Source organism: Pelomonas margarita (assembly GCF_043555875.1).
GTDB classification, from domain to species: domain Bacteria; phylum Pseudomonadota; class Gammaproteobacteria; order Burkholderiales; family Burkholderiaceae_C; genus Pelomonas; species Pelomonas margarita.
In genome coordinates, this window is the sequence record NZ_JBIGHW010000012.1 from 114606 (window position 1) to 133229 (window position 18624).

General features: G+C 68.5%; 20 protein-coding genes, 1 pseudogene and 1 CRISPR repeat array. Of the genes and pseudogenes, 8 read left to right on the forward strand and 13 right to left on the reverse strand.

Annotated elements, in window-relative coordinates:
- Nucleotides 1-76: 76 nt before the first annotated feature.
- The 4 genes from napG to ACG0Z3_RS18965 are packed head-to-tail and all read left to right on the forward strand — an operon-like array spanning nt 77 to nt 2826.
- Nucleotides 77-871, forward strand: coding sequence for a ferredoxin-type protein NapG (gene napG / locus ACG0Z3_RS18950; RefSeq protein ID WP_394400350.1), 795 nt, complete (start codon nt 77-79; stop codon nt 869-871).
- Nucleotides 868-1719 (forward strand): quinol dehydrogenase ferredoxin subunit NapH, encoded by an 852-nt coding sequence (gene napH / locus ACG0Z3_RS18955; RefSeq protein WP_394400352.1) that lies wholly within the window; start codon nt 868-870, stop codon nt 1717-1719. The genes napG and napH overlap by 4 nt, the downstream gene beginning before the upstream one ends.
- Before the next feature lie 4 nt (nt 1720-1723).
- Nucleotides 1724-2188 (forward strand): nitrate reductase cytochrome c-type subunit, encoded by a 465-nt coding sequence (locus ACG0Z3_RS18960; RefSeq protein ID WP_394400354.1) that lies wholly within the window; start codon nt 1724-1726, stop codon nt 2186-2188.
- 11 nt (nt 2189-2199) lie between these two features.
- Nucleotides 2200-2826 carry a NapC/NirT family cytochrome c gene (locus ACG0Z3_RS18965; RefSeq protein WP_394400356.1) on the forward strand — a complete coding sequence of 209 codons (627 nt, stop codon included), beginning with the start codon at nt 2200-2202 and terminating at the stop codon, nt 2824-2826.
- On the opposite strand, the gene ACG0Z3_RS18970 is transcribed toward ACG0Z3_RS18965, so the two are convergent.
- On the reverse strand, nt 2809-3288 hold the full coding sequence (locus ACG0Z3_RS18970) for a ferredoxin-type protein NapF (protein ID WP_394400358.1): 480 nt from the start codon (nt 3286-3288) through the stop codon (nt 2809-2811). The genes ACG0Z3_RS18965 and ACG0Z3_RS18970 overlap by 18 nt on opposite strands.
- 82 nt (nt 3289-3370) lie before the next feature.
- On the opposite strand from ACG0Z3_RS18970, the gene mobB reads away from it, so the two are divergent.
- Entirely contained in the window at nt 3371-3868 is a 498-nt protein-coding gene (gene mobB / locus ACG0Z3_RS18975; RefSeq protein WP_394400360.1) for a molybdopterin-guanine dinucleotide biosynthesis protein B, read from the forward strand.
- 195 nt (nt 3869-4063) lie between these two features.
- On the opposite strand, the gene ACG0Z3_RS18980 is transcribed toward mobB, so the two are convergent.
- The 8 genes and pseudogenes from ACG0Z3_RS18980 to msrP form a co-directional block, all read right to left on the reverse strand.
- Nucleotides 4064-4492 carry a hypothetical protein gene (locus ACG0Z3_RS18980; RefSeq protein WP_394400362.1) on the reverse strand — a complete coding sequence of 143 codons (429 nt, stop codon included), beginning with the start codon at nt 4490-4492 and terminating at the stop codon, nt 4064-4066.
- A 116-nt stretch (nt 4493-4608) separates the two neighbouring features.
- Nucleotides 4609-5988 (reverse strand): bifunctional UDP-N-acetylglucosamine diphosphorylase/glucosamine-1-phosphate N-acetyltransferase GlmU, encoded by a 1380-nt coding sequence (glmU, locus tag ACG0Z3_RS18985; protein WP_394400364.1) that lies wholly within the window; start codon nt 5986-5988, stop codon nt 4609-4611.
- A gap of 65 nt (nt 5989-6053) precedes the next feature.
- Nucleotides 6054-6683, reverse strand: coding sequence for a DUF4136 domain-containing protein (locus ACG0Z3_RS18990; protein ID WP_394400366.1), 630 nt, complete (start codon nt 6681-6683; stop codon nt 6054-6056).
- Between the two features lie 178 nt (nt 6684-6861).
- Nucleotides 6862-7797: a tRNA 2-thiocytidine(32) synthetase TtcA gene (ttcA, locus tag ACG0Z3_RS18995; RefSeq protein WP_394400368.1), complete on the reverse strand. Its 936-nt coding sequence runs from the start codon at nt 7795-7797 to the stop codon at nt 6862-6864.
- Between the two features lie 26 nt (nt 7798-7823).
- Nucleotides 7824-8222, reverse strand: a complete 399-nt coding sequence (locus ACG0Z3_RS19000) for a dihydroneopterin aldolase (protein ID WP_394400416.1) — start codon at nt 8220-8222, stop codon at nt 7824-7826.
- A gap of 141 nt (nt 8223-8363) precedes the next feature.
- Nucleotides 8364-9086: pseudogene (locus ACG0Z3_RS19005) on the reverse strand (NAD(P)/FAD-dependent oxidoreductase); the annotation flags it as partial.
- Between the two features lie 41 nt (nt 9087-9127).
- Entirely contained in the window at nt 9128-9736 is a 609-nt protein-coding gene (locus ACG0Z3_RS19010) for a protein-methionine-sulfoxide reductase heme-binding subunit MsrQ (protein WP_394400370.1), read from the reverse strand.
- Nucleotides 9736-10704 carry a protein-methionine-sulfoxide reductase catalytic subunit MsrP gene (gene msrP, locus ACG0Z3_RS19015; RefSeq protein WP_394400372.1) on the reverse strand — a complete coding sequence of 323 codons (969 nt, stop codon included), beginning with the start codon at nt 10702-10704 and terminating at the stop codon, nt 9736-9738. The genes ACG0Z3_RS19010 and msrP overlap by 1 nt, the downstream gene beginning before the upstream one ends.
- Nucleotides 10705-10957: 253 nt before the next feature.
- Between msrP and ACG0Z3_RS19020 the strand changes: the two genes are divergently transcribed.
- Nucleotides 10958-11194, forward strand: coding sequence for a hypothetical protein (locus ACG0Z3_RS19020; protein WP_394400374.1), 237 nt, complete (start codon nt 10958-10960; stop codon nt 11192-11194).
- Nucleotides 11195-11214: 20 nt separating this feature from the next.
- Here ACG0Z3_RS19020 and ACG0Z3_RS19025 read toward each other — a convergent pair whose 3' ends face one another.
- Nucleotides 11215-11793, reverse strand: coding sequence for a TetR/AcrR family transcriptional regulator (locus tag ACG0Z3_RS19025; RefSeq protein ID WP_394400376.1), 579 nt, complete (start codon nt 11791-11793; stop codon nt 11215-11217).
- 113 nt (nt 11794-11906) lie between these two features.
- Here ACG0Z3_RS19025 and ACG0Z3_RS19030 point away from each other — a divergent pair, with 113 nt between their 5' ends.
- Both ACG0Z3_RS19030 and ACG0Z3_RS19035 read left to right on the forward strand, forming a co-directional pair.
- Nucleotides 11907-12374, forward strand: a complete 468-nt coding sequence (locus tag ACG0Z3_RS19030; RefSeq protein WP_394400380.1) for a nuclear transport factor 2 family protein — start codon at nt 11907-11909, stop codon at nt 12372-12374.
- 95 nt (nt 12375-12469) lie between these two features.
- Complete coding sequence (locus ACG0Z3_RS19035; RefSeq protein ID WP_394400382.1) at nt 12470-12775, forward strand: hypothetical protein; 306 nt, start codon at nt 12470-12472, stop codon at nt 12773-12775.
- Between the two features lie 18 nt (nt 12776-12793).
- Here the strand turns inward: ACG0Z3_RS19035 and udk are convergent, their stop codons facing one another.
- The 3 genes from udk to cas2 form a co-directional block, all read right to left on the reverse strand.
- Nucleotides 12794-13435, reverse strand: a complete 642-nt coding sequence (udk, locus tag ACG0Z3_RS19040; RefSeq protein WP_394400384.1) for a uridine kinase — start codon at nt 13433-13435, stop codon at nt 12794-12796.
- Nucleotides 13436-13572: 137 nt separating this feature from the next.
- Entirely contained in the window at nt 13573-13803 is a 231-nt protein-coding gene (locus ACG0Z3_RS19045) for a hypothetical protein (protein ID WP_394400417.1), read from the reverse strand.
- 83 nt (nt 13804-13886) lie between these two features.
- Nucleotides 13887-18117: direct repeats of the CRISPR family, unit length 37 nt; unit sequence GTTTCAATCCGCGCCCGCCAGTGATGGCGGGCGGTGC.
- A gap of 210 nt (nt 18118-18327) precedes the next feature.
- A complete protein-coding gene (cas2, locus tag ACG0Z3_RS19050) occupies nt 18328-18618 on the reverse strand; it encodes a CRISPR-associated endonuclease Cas2 (RefSeq protein ID WP_394400386.1) in 291 nt (96 codons plus the stop codon).
- Nucleotides 18619-18624 lie beyond the last annotated feature (6 nt).

The following is an 18624-nucleotide window of genomic DNA, read 5'->3' on the forward strand; positions in this document are numbered from 1 at the left end:
CGGCGCCGGGCCGCCCCAAGGCGGCAGCCATCCCCTGGGGGGATCGACCGGCGTACCCGCCGGACGAGGGGCTGACATGAACCGGCGTGATTGGTTGCAGGGGGCGTCGAGCGCCTGCACGGCGGGCCTGCTGGCCGGCGGTGCGGCCCTGGTCGCGCCCGGCGCGGCCGCACGACCGGCCCAGGCCTTGCGGCCGCCCGGCGCGCTGGCCGAGGCCGACTTCCTGGCCGCCTGCGTGCGCTGCGGCCTGTGCGTGCGCGACTGCCCGCCGCAGAACCTGCGACTGTCCCGCCTGGGCGATGGCCTGGCGCGCGAGGTGGCCGTGGGTACGCCGTACTTCGTGGCCCGCGAGGTGCCTTGCGAGATGTGCGAGGACCTGCCCTGCGTGAAGGCCTGCCCCACCGGCGCGCTGGATCCTGGCCTGGCTCGCATCGAGGAGGCGCGCATGGGCCTGGCCGTGCTGATCGACCAGGAGAGCTGCCTGAACTTCCAGGGGCTGCGCTGCGACGTCTGCTACCGGGTCTGCCCCGTCATTGACCAGGCCATCACGCTGGAGAAGACCAGCAATCCGCGCAGCGACCGCCACGCCATGCTGTTGCCCACCGTGCATGCCCAGTCCTGCACCGGCTGCGGCAAGTGCGAGCAGAGCTGCGTGCTGCCGGTGGCGGCCATCAAGGTGCTGCCGCACGCGCTGGCCCAGGGCCGTCCGGCCGAGCATTACCGCAAGGGCTGGGAGGGCGAGTCGCGCGCGCAGCAACCGCGTTTTGAGATGCCGCGCCAGCGCCTGCCGGATGCGGGTGACGATGTGGCGCCGCTGCGGGGCGGCCAGAGCCCGTATGTGCGCGACGCCGCGTCTGAGGCCCGGCCATGAGCGCTGTTCTGCCCGCAGCCCCCATCGAGCGCAGCGCGTGGCGCCGCCAGCGCTTCCTGCTGCTGCGCCGCGCCAGCCAGCTCGGCGTGCTGGCGCTGTTCCTGCTCGGTCCTTGGGCGGGCATCTGGATCGTCAAGGGCAGCCTCACCAGCAGCATGACGCTGGGCACGCTGCCGCTGACCGACCCCTTTGTGCTGGCGCAGTCGCTGGCTGCGGGTCACTGGCCGCAGCTCAGCGCTGTGATCGGCGTGGCCCTCGTGCTGGCCTTCTATGGCCTGCTGGCCGGCCGCGCCTATTGCGCCTGGGTCTGCCCGGTCAACATCGTCACTGATGCTGCGGCCTGGGCGCGCCGCCGGCTGCACCTGAGCGGCGGCCGCGCCCCGTCGCGCCGTCTGCGCTGGTGGCTGCTGGGCGCCGTGCTGCTGGCCTGTGCCGCCACGGGCCAGGCGGTGTGGGAATCGGTCAACCCCGTCACGCTGACGCAGCGTGCGCTCATCTTCGGCGGCGGCCTGGCCTGGGCGGCCGTGGCGGCCGTGTTCGCCTACGACCTGCTGGCCGCGCCGCGCGGCTGGTGCGGTCACCTGTGCCCCATGGGCGCCGCCTACGCACTGATCGGCAGCAAGCCGCTGCTGCGCGTGGCCGCCACCCATGCCAGCCGCTGCGACGACTGCGGCGACTGCTATGCCGCCTGCCCCGAGCCACAGGTGCTCGTTGCGCCGCTGAAAGGCAAGGACGGGGCCGGCCCCGTCATCACGGCCCGCGAATGCACCGCCTGTGGCCGCTGCGTCGACGTCTGTCACACCGACGTGCTGCGCTTTACCCATCGTTTCGACCGCCAGAGGGACTGACACCATGAATCTCCGCCGATTGCTCGCCTGCCTGCCCGTGCTGCTGGCCTTTGCCGGCTTGCCGGCCCTGGCCGTTGTCAATCCCGTCGACAAACCCGTCGTCAAGCTCGAAGGGTTGCGCGGTGGCACGCCGCTGAACCAGGACAACCCGCCCAACAACTACCGCCAGGAGCGCGACCACCCGGTGGGCGAGCGCGACTTCGTGCAGATGCCGCCGCTGATCCCGCACGGCATCAGCGGCTATCAGATCACCAAGAATTTCAACAAATGCATGGACTGCCATGCCTGGCAAAAGACCAAGGAGAGCGGCGCCACCAAGATCAGCGTCACGCATTTCCGCACGCGTGAGGGCGTGGAGCTCGACAAGGTCAGCCCACGGCGCTACTTCTGCACCCAGTGCCACGTGCCGCAAAGCGACGCCAAGCCGCTGGTGCCCAACGAGTACGAGCGCGCCAAGGGCCTGCGCTGAGGGGAAGGCATATGAAGCAGCTGTTTGCACGCGCCTGGGCCTTCGCCCGCACGCGCCAGTTCTGGATCCTGTTCATCGCCTTCACTGGCGGCATCCTCTTCTGGGGGGGCTTCAACACGGCGATGGAGTGGACCAACCGCGAGGCCTTCTGCATCTCCTGCCATGAGATGGAGAAGAACGTCTACGTGGAGTACCGCAACACCATCCACTACCAGAACCGCACCGGCGTGCGCGCCACCTGCCCCGACTGCCACGTGCCCAAGGAGTGGGGCCCCAAGATGATTCGCAAGATCCAGGCGAGCAACGAGGTGCTGCACAAGATCCTCGGCACCATCGACACGCCCGAGAAGTTCAATGCCAAGCGCGCCGTGCTGGCCCAGCACGAGTGGGACCGCATGAAGCGCAACGACAGCCAGGAGTGCCGCAACTGCCACAACTTCAGCTACATGGACTACGCGGAGCAGAACGTCCGCGCGTCCACGCGTCACCAGGTGGCGTTCACTGCCGGGCAGACCTGCATCGACTGCCACAAGGGCATCGCCCACACGCTGCCGCCCATCGCCCAGCCCATCGGCGAGGCCAAGGACGGCCAGGTCGAGCTGCCGCCGGCGGGCGCCGCCTCAGGCGCCTCGCACTGACAGCGCCTGCGTCGGGCACACCCCGACGCAGTGCCCACAGGCCGAGCAGCGCTCGGCATCGAGGTGCGGCACGCCGACGCCGCGCGGCCCGGGGCTGAAGCGCAGCGCACGCGGCTCGCAGGCGTCGCCGCACAACCGGCACTCCACGCCGCGGCTGGCCAGGCAGGCTGCCGGCTGCAGCACGGCCTGCCAGCCGGGGAAGGCCAGGGGGCCGGACAGCGCGCCGGTGCGGCAACTGCGTTGGCACTCGCCGCACAGCTCGCAGCCGTCGTGGCGGAAATCGAGCGTCGGGAAGCCGCCATCGCCCGGCACGATGACCCGCGTGGGGCAAGCCTTCGCGCAGTCGCCGCAGCGTGTGCAGGCCGCCAGGAACTCGGGCTCGGCCAGCGCCCCTGGCGGGCGTTGTGCAGCGCGCGGGGCAGGCTGGGCGCGCAGGAAGAAGCGGCGTCGGGTATCGACCATGGCGGCATTCTGGGCCTCACGTCGTCGCCGGGCCTTGTGCGCCGTCAAACGGCCGGGGTGCCGCTTGCGGGAAGATGGCGGCATGAAAGTGATGGGTATCGCCGGACGCTCCGGCATGGGCAAGACCACGTTGCTGGAGCGGCTGGTGCCGCATTTCACCGCGCAGGGCCTGCGCGTGTCGCTCATCAAGCATTCGCACAAGGACATCGAGGTCGATCGCCCCGGCAAAGACAGCTGGCGCCTGCGCGAGGCTGGTTGCCAGGAGGTGTTGCTGCTGGGGCGCACGCGTTGGGCGCTGATGCACGAGCTGCGTGGCGACCCCGAGCCCGAACTGCCCTACCTGCTCAGCCGCATCCAGCACTGCGACCTGGTGCTGGTGGAGGGCTTCAAGAGCGGAGACTTTCCCAAGCTGGAGGTCTGGCGTGCCAGCCATGGCGGCGAGCCGCTGTGGCCGCAGTGGCCGGGTATCGCCGCGGTGGCCAGTGACGTGGACGTGCCAAGCTGCGCGTTGCCGGTGCTGCCCTTGGCAGACCCGACGCGCATTGCGGAGTTTGTCTGGGCGACGGCCAGCGCCGTCTGAGAGCTTGAGAGTCTTTCACCCATGCCCGCCTTGCACGCCAAAACACCCCCGCTCTTCGTTGCAAATGCGCGCCATAGCCCGAGCTATGGCTGTGCTTTGCGCCTAGATCGGAGGCGCTTTGACGTGCCTTTCGGGCACGGCCGAAAAACTCCCAAGCTCTGAAGCCTGCCTGGCGGCAGTCCTGGGCCGTGGCTGTCAGTGGCAGAACTGGCTGTGGGCCGGCGCCAGCTCGGCGTCGATCAGCGCTTCCTGCGTCAGCTCGCGGGCGGCTTCCAGCTGCAGGCACAGCTCGGTGATGCCGTCGTCGCGGCCGCCCACCACCTCGGGCAGCGGGGCCATGGCGACGTCGGTGGGCAGATCGGCCAGCGCACCGATGAGCTGGAACAGCAGCTCCAGGCTTGCCTCGCCGTCCTGCGGCAGGTCGCGCGCAGCGCCAAGGCTGCGGGCCAGGTAGTAGCAGGCCTCGGCGGCGTTGTCGCAGGCCTGCGCCTTCAGCTCCAGCGCGCGGTGACGTGCCTCGGCGTCGGCAGCCTGCTGCTGCGACTGCAGCGCCTCGAAAGCGCCCAGGTCGGCCGGGACGGCATCGTCGAGCGAGAACGCAGCGAAATCGAGTTCGTGGGCCATGGGTACTACCGAGTCCTGGGTCGGCCGATGCTAGCTGCGCCGGGCCGGGCCCACCACACCTTGCGTGCCATCTGCGCGACGCCATCGCCGGAACAAAGTCACGGCGGCCCGCCTGTTCAGCGTTTCTTGGTGGGGCGTGTCCAGCCGGACAGCGCCACCTGCTTGCCGCGTGCCACGGCCAGGCTGCCTGGCTCGACGTCCTTGGTGATGGTGGAGCCGCCGCCGATGGTGGCACCCGCGCCCAGCGTCACCGGAGCCACCAGCACGCAGTTGGAGCCCACATGGACGTCGTCGGCGATGGTGGTGCGGTGCTTGTTGGCGCCGTCGTAGTTGGCCGTGATGGAGCCGGCGCCGTAATTGACGCGCTCGCCCACGGTGGCGTCGCCCAGGTAGGCCAGGTGGTTGGCCTTGGCGCCCTTGGCCAGCGTCGAGTTCTTCACCTCGACGAAGTTGCCGATGTGGACCTCGGCGCCCAGCTGCGCGCCGGGGCGCAGGCGGGCGAAGGGGCCGATCAACGCGCCTTCGCCGACGCTGGCGCCCAGCGCCTCGCCGTCGATGTGGGTGAATTCGTGGATGCGCACGCCGGACGCGATGCGGGCGTTGCGGATCACGCAGTTCGCGGCGATGCGCACGTTGTCGCCCAGCGTCACCTCGCCCTCGAACACGCAGTTCACGTCGATCTCGCAGTCCTGGCCGTGTACCAGCGTGCCGCGCAGGTCGATGCGGGACGGGTCGGCCAGGCGCACGCCGGCGCGCATCAGTGCCTCGGCCTGGCGAGCCTGGAAGGCGCGCTCCAGCTGGGCCAGCTGCACGGGGTCGTTGACGCCCAGCACCTCGATCTCGCTGTGGGCCTTGATGCCCAGCACCGGCAGGCCCTCGGCGACGGCCATCGCGACGATGTCGGTCAGGTAGTACTCGCCTTGGGCGTTGTTGTTGGTGAGCTGGCCCACCCAGCGCTTCAGCGCGGCGGTGGGCGCGGCCATCATGCCGCTGTAGCCCTCGTGGATGAGGCGCTGCTCGGGCGTGGCGTCCTTGTGCTCCACGATGGCCAGCACGCCGCCGTCGTCGGCGTTGCGGATGATGCGGCCGTAGCCGGTGGGGTCGGCCAGGTCCACGGTCAGCAGCACCAGCGCGTGGCCGGCGCAGGTCTCGATGAGCGCCTTGGCGGTGCTGGTCTCGATCAGCGGCACGTCACCGTTGAGGATGAGCGTGGTGCCCTCGCCGACCAGCGCCGGCACGACCTGCTGGATGGCGTGGCCCGTGCCCAGCTGCGGCATCTGGCGCACGAAGGCAATGCCCGGTGCGGCGGCCGCGGCCTCCACGGCCTCGGCGCCGTGGCCGGTGATGACGATGCGGGCAGCGGCGTCCAGCGGCTCGCCGCTCTTGAGTACATGGGCGAGCAGCGAGCGCCCCGCGAGCTTGTGCAACACCTTGGGTGTTGCCGACTTCATGCGGGTTCCCTTGCCCGCCGCCATGATCACGATGTTTAGCGCCATGCCTGCCTTGCGACTTCTCTTTTGCGAAGCCGCGATTATGGGCAGGCGCCGAGCGCCGGCCGGTGTCAGCGCGTGGCCTGGATGGAGACGCGGTGCGACTTGGGTGTCACTTTGGGGAATTCCGCCAGCGATGCCGCGAACAGCGGCGTCAGCAGCGTGTCGGCGCTGGCGTTGATGCCCTCGTTGCTGGCGTGCGCTTCGTACAGCGCTTCGCCGCTGGCGCGGTCACGCAGCAGCACGGCGACGGCGCGGTCGTAGCGGCGGTCGAAGAAGGGGTCCTGGCGCCAGCCCCAGGGACCCGGGCCCACGTAGCCGTAGCGCGGCGACAGCAGCCGGCCGCGCCAGCGCCACCACAGCGGGTCGTCCCAGGGCACGGGGTCGTAGGCGGTGACGCGGGCGCCCAGCGTGATCAGCACATCAGCCGTCTTGGCATCCGCGGCCGGCGAGAAGCCGGCTTTCTCCAGCGCCGGGCGCACGGCGTCTTCCAGCGCGGTCTGGCGCTTGGCGGCCTCGTCGTTCTGCTGCTGCGAGGGCAGGCGGTCGAAGGCGTAGGTGCCGGGCTTGCGGTCCGCCGGCCAGTTGCCATAACTGGAAACGTCAGCGGAAAACATGTAGGGGCCGGCGCAACCGGTGACGGCCAGGGCCGCTGCAGCGCTCAGGCCGGTGAGCACCAGCCGACGGGTGGGGTGGGACATGCGTGCCTCCATGACGGGACGATGGGAATGATCTTCAGGCGGCGAGTTTGCCGCACTGTGTACGAACGCAGTCGAATGTCAGCTGAGGCCGCACCAGGGGCTTTCACGGCCCTCAAGGACAACGGCGCGCTCATCCGGGGATGGCGCGCCGTGTCGGACGGGCTGGGCGGGCAGCGCCTCAGGCCTCGTGGCGCGTCAACTGGATGACCGAGGCCGGCGCCGGCGTGGCGCAGCTCTCGTCGTCGTCGAACGCGATGTCGCCGCCGGCATCGGCGACGCCCGTGGCCTTGATGGTCTCGAACGGGAACAGCTTCTTGTCCATCATGTGCGAGGGCACGATGTTGGTCATGGCGGTGAAGATGTTGTCGATGCGGCCCGGGTAGCGCTTCTCCCACTCGTTGATCATGGCCTTGACCTGCACGCGCTGCAGGTTCTCCTGGCTGCCGCACAGGTTGCAGGGAATGATGGGGAACTCGCGGTGCTCGGCCCAGCGCACGAGGTCGGGCTCCTTCACGTAGGCCAGCGGGCGGATGACGACGTTCTTGCCGTCGTCGCTGACAAGCTTGGGCGGCATGCCCTTCATGCGGCTGCCGAAGAACATGTTCAGGAACAGCGTCGTGACGATGTCGTCGCGGTGGTGGCCCAGCGCGATCTTGGTGCAGCCCAGGTCGCCGGCCACGCGGTACAGGATGCCGCGGCGCAGGCGCGAGCACAGGCTGCACGTCGTCTTGCCCTCGGGCACCAGCTTCTTGACGATGCTGTAGGTGTCCTGGTTCTCAATGTGGAAGTCGACGCCGCGGCTCTTGAGATACGCGGGCAGCACTTCTTCCGGGAAACCGGGTTGCTTCTGGTCGAGGTTGACGGCGATGAGGCTGAACTTGATGGGCGCGCGCTGCTGCAGGTTCAGCAGGATGTCCAGCATCGCGTAGCTGTCCTTGCCGCCGGACAGGCAGACCATGACCTTGTCGCCGTCCTCGATCATGTTGAAGTCGGTGATGGCCTGGCCCACCTGGCGGTGCAGTCGCTTGGAGAGCTTGTTGATCTCGTGCGCTGCCTTCTTGGCGGCCTGGTCTTCGGCGGCAGCCTGGTCGTGTTCGATGACGTCGGTGTTCATGGCGGTCAGGGAGTTCGTGGGAGTGGTCACCATTGCCCGGTTTCGGCACTGACGGCGACTTCGCAGTCCGGGAAGATCTCGAGCTTGGTCAGCTTCACGCGCACGCCGACGACGCCGGCCATGCTCATCAGCCGGTTGCAGAGCTTGCCCACCAGCGCTTCGACGAGGTCGGTGTGCTCGGCGGTGCACTCGTCGATGATGGCGGCGCGTACGCGGCGGTAGTCCAGCACGCGGCCGATGTCGGCGTCGCGGGCGACGATGGGCAGCGCGCCGAGGTTGACCTCGGCGTCCACCTGGATAGGTTGCGGCCCGGTGCGCTCGAAGTCGAGGATGCCCAGGTTGGCCTTGAAGCGCAGGCCTTGCAGGTGGATGACCTGGCGGTTGTTGAAGCGCTGTGGTGCGGCGGCCGGCCCTTCTGGGCGCAGCGCCTGCTCGATGAGCTTGGCGGCCTGCACGCCGTCGGCCAGTGCCGTCTGCACGCAGGGGTGCCAGCGGGCGCTGGCGTCACCCGCGACGAAGACATGCGGCCGGTCATGCTCGCTGAACAGAGCAAAGGCCGAGGGCTCGGGCTCGAAGCCCAGCAGTGCGGCCACCACGTCGAAACGCTCGGTGCCGGTGGCGGATGTGACGGTCACGCCGCTGTCGTCCGGCCGCAGGCCGTCGGGCAGCGGCGTTGCCAGGCGCAGCTGGATGTGCGGGTGAGCCTCAATGCGGGCGATCAGGTGGGCCTGCGCGCGCCAGTTGCCGCGAGCCCACAGCGTCACGTCGAAGCCGCGGTCGGCCAGGTGCAGCGCGTTCTCGGCCGCGTTGTCGCCGGCGCCCAGTAGCAGCGCGCGGCCGGCGGGCAGCGAGTCGCGCTGCAGGGTCAGCGTGGTGGCGTCCAGCACGCGCGCGTGCGGCACGGCGAAGTAGCGCCCCGGCCGCAGCAGCCGCAGGCCGGTGGCCACCAGCAGCGCGCGGGCCTGCACATGCTCGCCCGTGGCCAGCTGCAGCGTCCAGGCGCCACCTGCATGCCGGGCTGACTCGGCCGTGTTGCCCAGGCGCAGCGTGATGCCCGGCATGGCCGCCACCTGGCGGGCATAGGCCAGTGCCAGGTCGGCCAGCGCAGCTGCTGGCTGTCCCAGCACCCAGTCCTGGCGGAAGTGCAGGCCTCGCAGACCGGCGCACAGCTCGGGCTCACGCTCGATCAGCAGCGCACTCAGGCCCAGCTGCGCGAGCCACGACGCGGCGCTGCAGCCCGCGGGGCCGCCGCCGAGGATGGCAACGTCGAAGGAGGTGGTGTCGGGCATGGGAGGCCGGGCAAAGCGCCGGATTATCCCAGCCGGGGCTGCTAGCGGGTGGCGCGGCGGTAGACCCGCCACCCCAGCAGCGCGGCAAGGATCACGCCGTACACGGCCGGCTCGGCGAAGTTGTTCTTGCCGGCGCGCATCCAAATGAAGTGCAGCAGCCCCACCAGCGCGACGGCGTATACCGCCTTGTGCAGCAACTGCCAGCGCCTGGCGCCCAGCAGCCGGATGGCCCGGTTGAAGCTCGTGGCTGCCAGCGGCAGCATCAGCAGCCAGGCCGTGAAGCCCATCAGGATGAAGGGACGCTTGACGATATCGGTCGCGATGTCGGCCAGCGCCAGCCCCATGTCCAGCCAGCCATAGGCCAGCAGGTGCAGGCTGGCATAGGCACAGCTGAACACGCCCAGCATGCGCCGCAGCCGCACCAGCGTGGCCAGCCCCGTCAGCTCACGCAGCGGCGTGATGGCCAGCGTCAGGCACAGCAGTCGCAGCGACCACTCGCCCAGCTCGCGGATCAGCTTCTCGGCCGGGTTGGCACCCAGCTGGCCGGTGGCCGCGCCGACGACGAGCCCAGCCAGCGGCAGCAGGCACAGCAGGAACAGCGCGGGCTTGGTGAGCGGGTGCAGCAGCGTGCGGGTCAGGCGGGCCCGCATCAGTAGTTCTTCTTCAGGTCCATGCCGGCGTAGAGCTGGCCCACCTGGGCCTCGTAGCCGTTGAACATCAGCGTCGCGCGTTTCTTGGCGAACAGGCCGTCCTCACCGATGCGGCGCTCCGTGGCCTGGCTCCAGCGCGGGTGGGCCACCAGCGGGTTCACGTTGGAATAGAAGCCGTACTCCTGCGGCGCGCTCTGCTCCCAGCTGGAGCGAGGCTGCTTCTCGACGAAGCGGATCTTGACGATGCTCTTGGCCGACTTGAAGCCGTATTTCCACGGCAGCACGAGGCGCAGCGGCGCGCCGTTCTGGTTGGGCAGCACCTCACCGTACATGCCGAAGGCCAGCAGCGCGAGCGGGTGCAAGGCCTCGTCCATGCGCAGCGCCTCCACGTAGGGCCAGTCCAACACGCCCGAGCGCAAGCCCGGCATCTGGCTGCGGTCCGCCAGCGTCGTGAACTCCACGAACTTGGCCTTGCCCGTGGGTTCGGCCCGTTTGATCAGCTCGGCCAGCGAGTAGCCAACCCACGGGATCACCATGCTCCAGCCCTCCACGCAGCGCAGCCGGTAGATGCGCTCCTCCATGGGCGCTAGCTTGAGCAGGTCCTCGATGCCGTAGCGGCCGGGCTTGGCGCACTCGCCCTCGACGCTGACCGTCCAGGGCCGCGTCTTCAGCGTGTGGGCGCGCTCGGCGGGGTCGGACTTGTCGGTGCCGAACTCGTAGAAGTTGTTGTAGGACGTGGCGTCGACGTAGCTGGTGGGTTTGTCCAGCACCAGCGCGCCGGCGACGGCCGAGCGCGCGCCCGGCAGCTTGGGCAGCTTGCCGCCACCCGCGGCGCCCTGGGCCAGCGTCAGTGGCGACGCAGCCGCCAGGCCGAGGCCGGCGATGGCGCTACGGCGGTTCAGGTAGACCTGCTGGGGCGTGATCTCGCTGGGCAGGGGCTCGTGGGGGAAGGGGGTCTTGATCAGCATGGAACTCTCGGCAGGTGGTGGCTGTGCGTCGCCTGGCTAGCGGCGCAACTTACACCGGCGCTGTGCAGGCTGCCCGAGGTCATGCGTAAAGCCGAGGGCCGGGTGGGTTGACGCTTCATGCCCGTTGACCAGCCGCGCACGCCACGCCCTTGATCTGCATCATGGTCAAGGGTTAACCCTTGGTTGAAACTCGAGTCGCTGCTTGAAACGGCCTTCACCAGAGGCCCCGCAGCGGAAAAACAGGAGAACCCTCATGTCCACCTATGTCGAAGTGCTGGTCCCCGCGCAGCCCTTCACCCCGCGCCTGGCAACCTGGCTGGGCGATGTCATCGACCTGATGCGCACCTTGCGTCAGGTTCACGCGCTGCACGCCGAGCGCACCCGGCTGGCGCGCGAGGCGATGGCCTTGCGCCAGCTGGCCCACGAGCTGGAGTCGTCCATGCCGAGCATGGCCGCGGACTTGCGTCGAGCGGCGGACGGCGCGTTCTAGCGCTGTTGTGCTGGCCGCGTTCAGGCGGCGGTCAGCCGGGCGGTGATGAGCGCCAGCGCGCCTAACGCGATGGCCGGATCGCTGCTGTACTGGGCCTGCACGATGGCGCCGTCGACGGCGGTGGACAGGGCCTCGGCCGTTTGCCGGCGCTGATCCGACGGCGGCAGCAGGGCGGCCAGGGCATCGGTCATCTCCTGCTTGTGCTGGCGGGTGACCTCCACGACGGCCGGCAGCACCGGCCCCAGCTCGCTGACGCCGTTGAGGAAGGCGCAGCCGCGGAAGTCGCCCAGCGCCTGGCCGCTGAACCATTCCTGCATCGTCGGCACAAGCGCCTGCGGGCCCGCAGCAGCGCCGCCGTGACGCGCCAGCGCCGTGCTGAACCACGCCATCCACTGCGCGTGGCGCAGGTTCAGGTACGCCAGGATGAGGTCGTTCTTGCTCGGGAAGTGCCGGTAGAAGGTCACCTTGGTCACGCCTGCCTCGGCGATGACGCGGTCGATCCCGGTGGCCCGCAGGCCCTCCGCGTAGAAGAGGTCATGCGCCGTGCGCAGGATGCGTTCTCGGGCCGAGAGGTCGCCGGTGCCGGTATGCGTGCTCATGTAGGGACTATAGACAGGTCTGTCTACATGCGTCAGAATCCAGCAAGTAGACAGATCTGTCTACGTGCCGCCGGTCTGCGGCCCTTCATGACCTCCTCCTGAAAGCCTCCTCCATGGACACCCGCCCCCCGCTGCCCCCTTTCAGCCGAGAAACCGCGATCCAGAAGATCCGCCTGGCCGAAGACGGCTGGAACAGCCGCGACCCCGCACGCATCGTGCTGGCCTACAGCCAGGACACCGTCTGGCGCAACCGGGCGGAGTTCCCACACGGGCGCGCCGAGGCGCAGGCGCTGCTGGAGCGCAAGTGGGCGCGCGAACTGGACTACCGCCTGATCAAGGAGCTGTGGGCCTTCGAGGGCCATCGCATCGCTGTGCGCTTCGTCTACGAATGGCACGACGACGCCGGCAACTGGTTCCGCAGCCATGGCAATGAGAACTGGGAGTTCGACGACCAGGGCCTGATGACGCATCGCCACGCGAGCATCAATGACCGGCCGATCAAGGCCGAGGACCGCAAGTTCCATTGGCCGCTGGGTCGCCGCCCGGACGACCATCCCGGACTGACCGAACTCGGGCTGTGAACGACGCGGGCAGCGTCGCCCGCCAGGCCAGCGGCTCCCGACACCTGCTCGTCGCGGGCTCACGCCGTGAGCCAGGCGGCCTGCACCATGGGCTCATGCAAGTTCCTCAACACCTCTCCCCTCAGCTGTCGGGCGTTGCCGACAACGGCATCCTGGCGCGCGTGCCGAGTCAGTTCGTGGCGCAGGCTGCGCGCACCTTGCCCGACCCTGCCTGCAGCCTGGATGACCTCATGTCCGTCGACATCGAGGCGGCCTGGGCCGGGCGTGTGCGCCTGACGTTCAAGCGGCAGCGCTACTGCCGGCCGCGCGCGAAGGTGTCCTACTTCGCCTGGCACTGCATCCACGCCGTGCCAGCACCTGCGGGTGCTCCCGGCGAGCAGCCGCACGCGGCCCAGGGGTGAGGCCGTCCGTCGTGGTGCTCAGCTTGCTGCGCGATCGCCCAGCAAGCTGCGCACCTTCGTCGTGATGATGTCCACCGCCGGGCCGTTGGCGCCGTGCGGCAGGATGACGTCGGCATTGCGCTTGGTCGGCTCGATGAACTGCTTGTGCATGGGACGCACGGTGTCCAGGTACTGCTGCACCACCGACTCGGTGCTGCGGCCGCGCTCCGAGATGTCGCGCTGCAGCCGGCGGATGAAGCGCACGTCCGAGGCCGTGTCCACGTAGATCTTCAGCGACATCATGTTGCGCAGCTTGGCGTCGTACAGCGCAAACAGACCCTCGACCACGATCACGGGCGCGGGCTTGACGGTGATGGTCTGGCTGGAGCGGTTGTCGGCCGCGAAGTCATACACCGGCATCTCGATCGTCTCGCCCTTGCGCAGCGCGGCCAGGTGCTGCGCCATCAACGGCCAGTCAAACGCATCCGGGTGGTCGTAGTTCTGCTTGCGTCGGTCTTCCGGTGGCATGTGAGACTGGTCGCGGTAGTAGTCGTCCTGCATCACCACCGCCACGTTCTCCGGCCCGATGGCGGCCAACACCTGGCGCGTCACCGTCGACTTGCCGCTGCCGCTGCCCCCGGCGACACCGATGACGAAAGGTTTGTGAGTGTTCTTGGGCATGAGATCGTGAGGCAGGCGTGAGCAATGCCTGCGAATTTACAGGCGGGCAAGCATATGGTGGGCGGCTCTGGGGGCGTATCAGGCCGGGTGTGTCCGCGTGTTGTTGGCTGTGCGGTTGGCGGCGATCTGCCCGTGGCTCAGGGCAGGCTCAAGTCCATGCCGAGCATCCGGGCGAGCCCGAACGTGAAGAGCAGCACCAGCAGGAGCAACAGCACAAAGATGGCGACGAACTTGCTGCCCATGCGGACCAGCGTGCGTCGGTCCGTCCCCTTCCACTCCTGGTCGTAATGCCACTTGATGGCGAAATGCATGCCCGCAACGAACACCAGACCCTTGAACAGAGCGAAGGCGATAAGAACCCAATCCACGGCAGCATTCCCGGCTGTTTCTCGAAGCTGCGTATCTTGACCGCGATGAAGCGCCGGCGGTATTGGGCGTTTTGACTCAGTGGGTTTCAATCCGCGCCCGCCAGTGATGGCGGGCGGTGCCCGAGGCGCGGCCGTCATTCACCACCTGACGAATGTTTCAATCCGCGCCCGCCAGTGATGGCGGGCGGTGCGTGTCGTCGCCGACGTACGGTGCCGTACGTACGGTTTCAATCCGCGCCCGCCAGTGATGGCGGGCGGTGCCCTTGGCTTGCGCACAGGGCCTCGACGCTACAGCGTTTCAATCCGCGCCCGCCAGTGATGGCGGGCGGTGCGCCCCCAGAGAAGGAAGCGCCTGGACGGTCTGAGGTTTCAATCCGCGCCCGCCAGTGATGGCGGGCGGTGCTGGGCCAGTGCGGCGCGCATTTGTGCATGGCCGCGTTTCAATCCGCGCCCGCCAGTGATGGCGGGCGGTGCGCGCATCACGGCGGCCGGCGAAGCATTTGAGCTCGTTTCAATCCGCGCCCGCCAGTGATGGCGGGCGGTGCTCGGGCCATGTGTTCCTCAGGCTTCAAGTAGCGGTTTCAATCCGCGCCCGCCAGTGATGGCGGGCGGTGCAGGCGGCGCTGATGGACTATTGCGGCGACCTCATGTTTCAATCCGCGCCCGCCAGTGATGGCGGGCGGTGCGCAGGGCAGGGCGCACCGGATCAAGCTGGCGACCGTTTCAATCCGCGCCCGCCAGTGATGGCGGGCGGTGCGGCCGCGATGTTCCTGAGGAGGCCTTCGCATGAGCGTTTCAATCCGCGCCCGCCAGTGATGGCGGGCGGTGCCGTTCGCATGGTTCCCCGAGGACGACAACAATTGGTTTCAATCCGCGCCCGCCAGTGATGGCGGGCGGTGCTGCACTGGCGGGACAGGTCGCTAAGGATGCTCCAGTTTCAATCCGCGCCCGCCAGTGATGGCGGGCGGTGCCGGATTGGTCGCTCGCATCGGACTGGATCGCGTGGTTTCAATCCGCGCCCGCCAGTGATGGCGGGCGGTGCATGCGGCCGGCGGCGTCGGCCAGTTGATTGATGCCGGTTTCAATCCGCGCCCGCCAGTGATGGCGGGCGGTGCAGACGATGTGTGGATCGCACGCCCGCTTGTCAGCGTTTCAATCCGCGCCCGCCAGTGATGGCGGGCGGTGCCGGCCTCGCGCCGCAAGGAGCACTGTGATGACGAAGTTTCAATCCGCGCCCGCCAGTGATGGCGGGCGGTGCGGACTACTACGACAGCCTGCAGTACACGCCCGAGGTTTCAATCCGCGCCCGCCAGTGATGGCGGGCGGTGCGACAAGCCCCCGAAGAAGAAGCGACCACTCAACTGGTTTCAATCCGCGCCCGCCAGTGATGGCGGGCGGTGCCTGGCGCAGCGACCACGATCAGCATCAGCGACCAGTTTCAATCCGCGCCCGCCAGTGATGGCGGGCGGTGCTCTGGTCTTCGCGCGTCGCCCTCGACACCCGCAAGTTTCAATCCGCGCCCGCCAGTGATGGCGGGCGGTGCCCATGGTGATCGACTACCCGGCCCTGACCGGGCAGTTTCAATCCGCGCCCGCCAGTGATGGCGGGCGGTGCGGAAGTGCTGGCCGAGATGGCGCAGAGCCGGCCTGTTTCAATCCGCGCCCGCCAGTGATGGCGGGCGGTGCCAAGGACCGTGGCTACAACGTTCAGACGCTGAAGTTTCAATCCGCGCCCGCCAGTGATGGCGGGCGGTGCCCGATCGAAGAGCTCGCGCAGGAACGCGAAGAAGTTTCAATCCGCGCCCGCCAGTGATGGCGGGCGGTGCCATGCCAGCTGGGTCATCCGCGCAGACCGCGAGTGGTTTCAATCCGCGCCCGCCAGTGATGGCGGGCGGTGCGTTCATGGCCGTCTGCTGGCTTCACGACACCATGGTTTCAATCCGCGCCCGCCAGTGATGGCGGGCGGTGCATGGTGAGTAGGTGCCGTGAGTGGCCTGCAGTTGGTTTCAATCCGCGCCCGCCAGTGATGGCGGGCGGTGCAAGCCCAGGGCGAGCAGGAAGTCGGCGCTGACGGTGTTTCAATCCGCGCCCGCCAGTGATGGCGGGCGGTGCGTGCGAGCTCACGCTCCTGTTCGTCCGTCAACTGGTTTCAATCCGCGCCCGCCAGTGATGGCGGGCGGTGCGCGTGCTGTCCGGCGTGCTGGTGAAGCGGCTCGGGTTTCAATCCGCGCCCGCCAGTGATGGCGGGCGGTGCCGGGAGAGAAGCAATGCACAGCAGTAACGTGCTGTTTCAATCCGCGCCCGCCAGTGATGGCGGGCGGTGCATGCAAACGGCCGGGCCTCTTGACTCAAGGAGAGAGTTTCAATCCGCGCCCGCCAGTGATGGCGGGCGGTGCCAGAGTCTCGCTGACCGAGTGGCGGCTTGCGCGGTTTCAATCCGCGCCCGCCAGTGATGGCGGGCGGTGCAGGCTGTTGACGAAGTCCGACGAGTTCACTTGAAGTTTCAATCCGCGCCCGCCAGTGATGGCGGGCGGTGCGCTCGTGCTGGTGCTCGGCGGTCGCCCCGCCTTGGGTTTCAATCCGCGCCCGCCAGTGATGGCGGGCGGTGCCGGGCAAGCTCGACGAAGGCCAGCTCAAAGACCTGTTTCAATCCGCGCCCGCCAGTGATGGCGGGCGGTGCCTGCGGCTACTGCGGCTGCGCCATGTCCGGCCAGTTTCAATCCGCGCCCGCCAGTGATGGCGGGCGGTGCATGCTGCGTAAGGCGCAGGTGCTCACCGTCGCCGCGTTTCAATCCGCGCCCGCCAGTGATGGCGGGCGGTGCCCAAGCGCCGGCACCCGCGCCCACGCCGGCCCCTGTTTCAATCCGCGCCCGCCAGTGATGGCGGGCGGTGCTGGGGAAGAACTCACTGGCGAACAGCACGACAACGTTTCAATCCGCGCCCGCCAGTGATGGCGGGCGGTGCCGCCGGCCCAGTCGGGCACCAGCTCGGCGGCCGGGTTTCAATCCGCGCCCGCCAGTGATGGCGGGCGGTGCAAGCCATCGCAGGTGCCGCCCTTAAGCTGTCCAAGTTTCAATCCGCGCCCGCCAGTGATGGCGGGCGGTGCTCGTTGCGGTGGTCTTGCCACTTGTCGAAGGCGTCGTTTCAATCCGCGCCCGCCAGTGATGGCGGGCGGTGCCGGGAAGTCAGACTCGCCCCAGGCCCTGCACAGGTTTCAATCCGCGCCCGCCAGTGATGGCGGGCGGTGCGCGACTGATTGGCGAACGGCTCGCCAGATCGCTGGTTTCAATCCGCGCCCGCCAGTGATGGCGGGCGGTGCTGTTGGCCGCTTCGCATCCAGGCCGGAGAACGCGGTTTCAATCCGCGCCCGCCAGTGATGGCGGGCGGTGCAGCCCAACAACACCTCGTTCAACCTCGTTGGTGAGTTTCAATCCGCGCCCGCCAGTGATGGCGGGCGGTGCGCCGTCCTGTGAGCGCGCAAGTTTTTGCACGCTTGTTTCAATCCGCGCCCGCCAGTGATGGCGGGCGGTGCTGTGCTGGCTGACGCGCCCAATCTGCTGGAGAAGTTTCAATCCGCGCCCGCCAGTGATGGCGGGCGGTGCCCCATCAAGGCGCGCAAGCACTACGCCGAGATGGAGTTTCAATCCGCGCCCGCCAGTGATGGCGGGCGGTGCCAGTGAGCGGTAGACCGACAGCACCCAAGCGCGGTTTCAATCCGCGCCCGCCAGTGATGGCGGGCGGTGCCGTACAGCGTGTACTTGGTGGACCCGCGCAGCCAGTTTCAATCCGCGCCCGCCAGTGATGGCGGGCGGTGCGTGGGGCGCGCGGACTGCTGGGCGGCGGCGCTGATGTTTCAATCCGCGCCCGCCAGTGATGGCGGGCGGTGCGGCGGCGCGTATCGTTGACTCGCTCGACTTGAGCAGTTTCAATCCGCGCCCGCCAGTGATGGCGGGCGGTGCGCGCGACGTGCTGTTCGGCAACGTGCCCAACGTCGTTTCAATCCGCGCCCGCCAGTGATGGCGGGCGGTGCAAGGCATGCGGGTGCACGAGCTGGCGTACAACTGGTTTCAATCCGCGCCCGCCAGTGATGGCGGGCGGTGCGCGTGACGCCCAGGCGCTGCGCGGTGGTGGCGTAGTTTCAATCCGCGCCCGCCAGTGATGGCGGGCGGTGCCGGCGCTGCGCCAGCGGGCCGACGTGTTCACGATGTTTCAATCCGCGCCCGCCAGTGATGGCGGGCGGTGCAGTACGAGGTCGCCGACCCGCTCGCCTACCGCATGGTTTCAATCCGCGCCCGCCAGTGATGGCGGGCGGTGCTCCACCGTCGCAGGTGCTTGATGGCGCACGCGAATTGTCGGTGCTTGCGCGAACCCGCCGGTGCATGGGCTTGGTTGAGCGTGGTGGATTCATCTTCTGTAGCCAAAAATTAACGATGACAGTGGCTTGCGAATCGCGCGAACCCTAAGCGTGCCGCAGCAGCACTCTAGGTTCGCGGCGACAAGGGGGGATCGCTGCGGCGAGCGGGGGTCACAGAATCAGCGGGCCATCGAAATCAGCGGCCTTGAACTGCCCGTACTCCCTGACCTCTGCACCACGGGTCTCGGGAATTCGGTAGATGCGAAGGCAGTCCTGCAGGTCATTGATCTCGGCCAGCAGCTTGCGCTCCAGCATTTCCATCTGTGCCAGATCGACCTGGCACTCGAAGACGGATTTCTGCACGCGTTGTCCCGTGGATTCGCACAGTTTGGCAACGCGTCGCAGTCGGCGCCGGCCCTCCTTGGTCTCGGTGTTGACGTCGTAGCAGACGAGCACAAGCACGCGAAT

Coding starts and splice junctions, on each gene's coding strand:
- napG (WP_394400350.1), top strand. CDS start 77: ATGAACCGGCGTGATTGGTTGCAGGGGGCGTCGAGCGCCTGCACGGCG.
- napH (WP_394400352.1), top strand. CDS start 868: ATGAGCGCTGTTCTGCCCGCAGCCCCCATCGAGCGCAGCGCGTGGCGC.
- ACG0Z3_RS18960 (WP_394400354.1), top strand. CDS start 1,724: ATGAATCTCCGCCGATTGCTCGCCTGCCTGCCCGTGCTGCTGGCCTTT.
- ACG0Z3_RS18965 (WP_394400356.1), top strand. CDS start 2,200: ATGAAGCAGCTGTTTGCACGCGCCTGGGCCTTCGCCCGCACGCGCCAG.
- ACG0Z3_RS18970 (WP_394400358.1), bottom strand. CDS start 3,288: ATGGTCGATACCCGACGCCGCTTCTTCCTGCGCGCCCAGCCTGCCCCG.
- mobB (WP_394400360.1), top strand. CDS start 3,371: ATGAAAGTGATGGGTATCGCCGGACGCTCCGGCATGGGCAAGACCACG.
- ACG0Z3_RS18980 (WP_394400362.1), bottom strand. CDS start 4,492: ATGGCCCACGAACTCGATTTCGCTGCGTTCTCGCTCGACGATGCCGTC.
- glmU (WP_394400364.1), bottom strand. CDS start 5,988: ATGGCGCTAAACATCGTGATCATGGCGGCGGGCAAGGGAACCCGCATG.
- ACG0Z3_RS18990 (WP_394400366.1), bottom strand. CDS start 6,683: ATGTCCCACCCCACCCGTCGGCTGGTGCTCACCGGCCTGAGCGCTGCA.
- ttcA (WP_394400368.1), bottom strand. CDS start 7,797: ATGAACACCGACGTCATCGAACACGACCAGGCTGCCGCCGAAGACCAG.
- ACG0Z3_RS19010 (WP_394400370.1), bottom strand. CDS start 9,736: ATGCGGGCCCGCCTGACCCGCACGCTGCTGCACCCGCTCACCAAGCCC.
- msrP (WP_394400372.1), bottom strand. CDS start 10,704: ATGCTGATCAAGACCCCCTTCCCCCACGAGCCCCTGCCCAGCGAGATC.
- ACG0Z3_RS19020 (WP_394400374.1), top strand. CDS start 10,958: ATGTCCACCTATGTCGAAGTGCTGGTCCCCGCGCAGCCCTTCACCCCG.
- ACG0Z3_RS19025 (WP_394400376.1), bottom strand. CDS start 11,793: ATGAGCACGCATACCGGCACCGGCGACCTCTCGGCCCGAGAACGCATC.
- ACG0Z3_RS19030 (WP_394400380.1), top strand. CDS start 11,907: ATGGACACCCGCCCCCCGCTGCCCCCTTTCAGCCGAGAAACCGCGATC.
- ACG0Z3_RS19035 (WP_394400382.1), top strand. CDS start 12,470: ATGCAAGTTCCTCAACACCTCTCCCCTCAGCTGTCGGGCGTTGCCGAC.
- udk (WP_394400384.1), bottom strand. CDS start 13,435: ATGCCCAAGAACACTCACAAACCTTTCGTCATCGGTGTCGCCGGGGGC.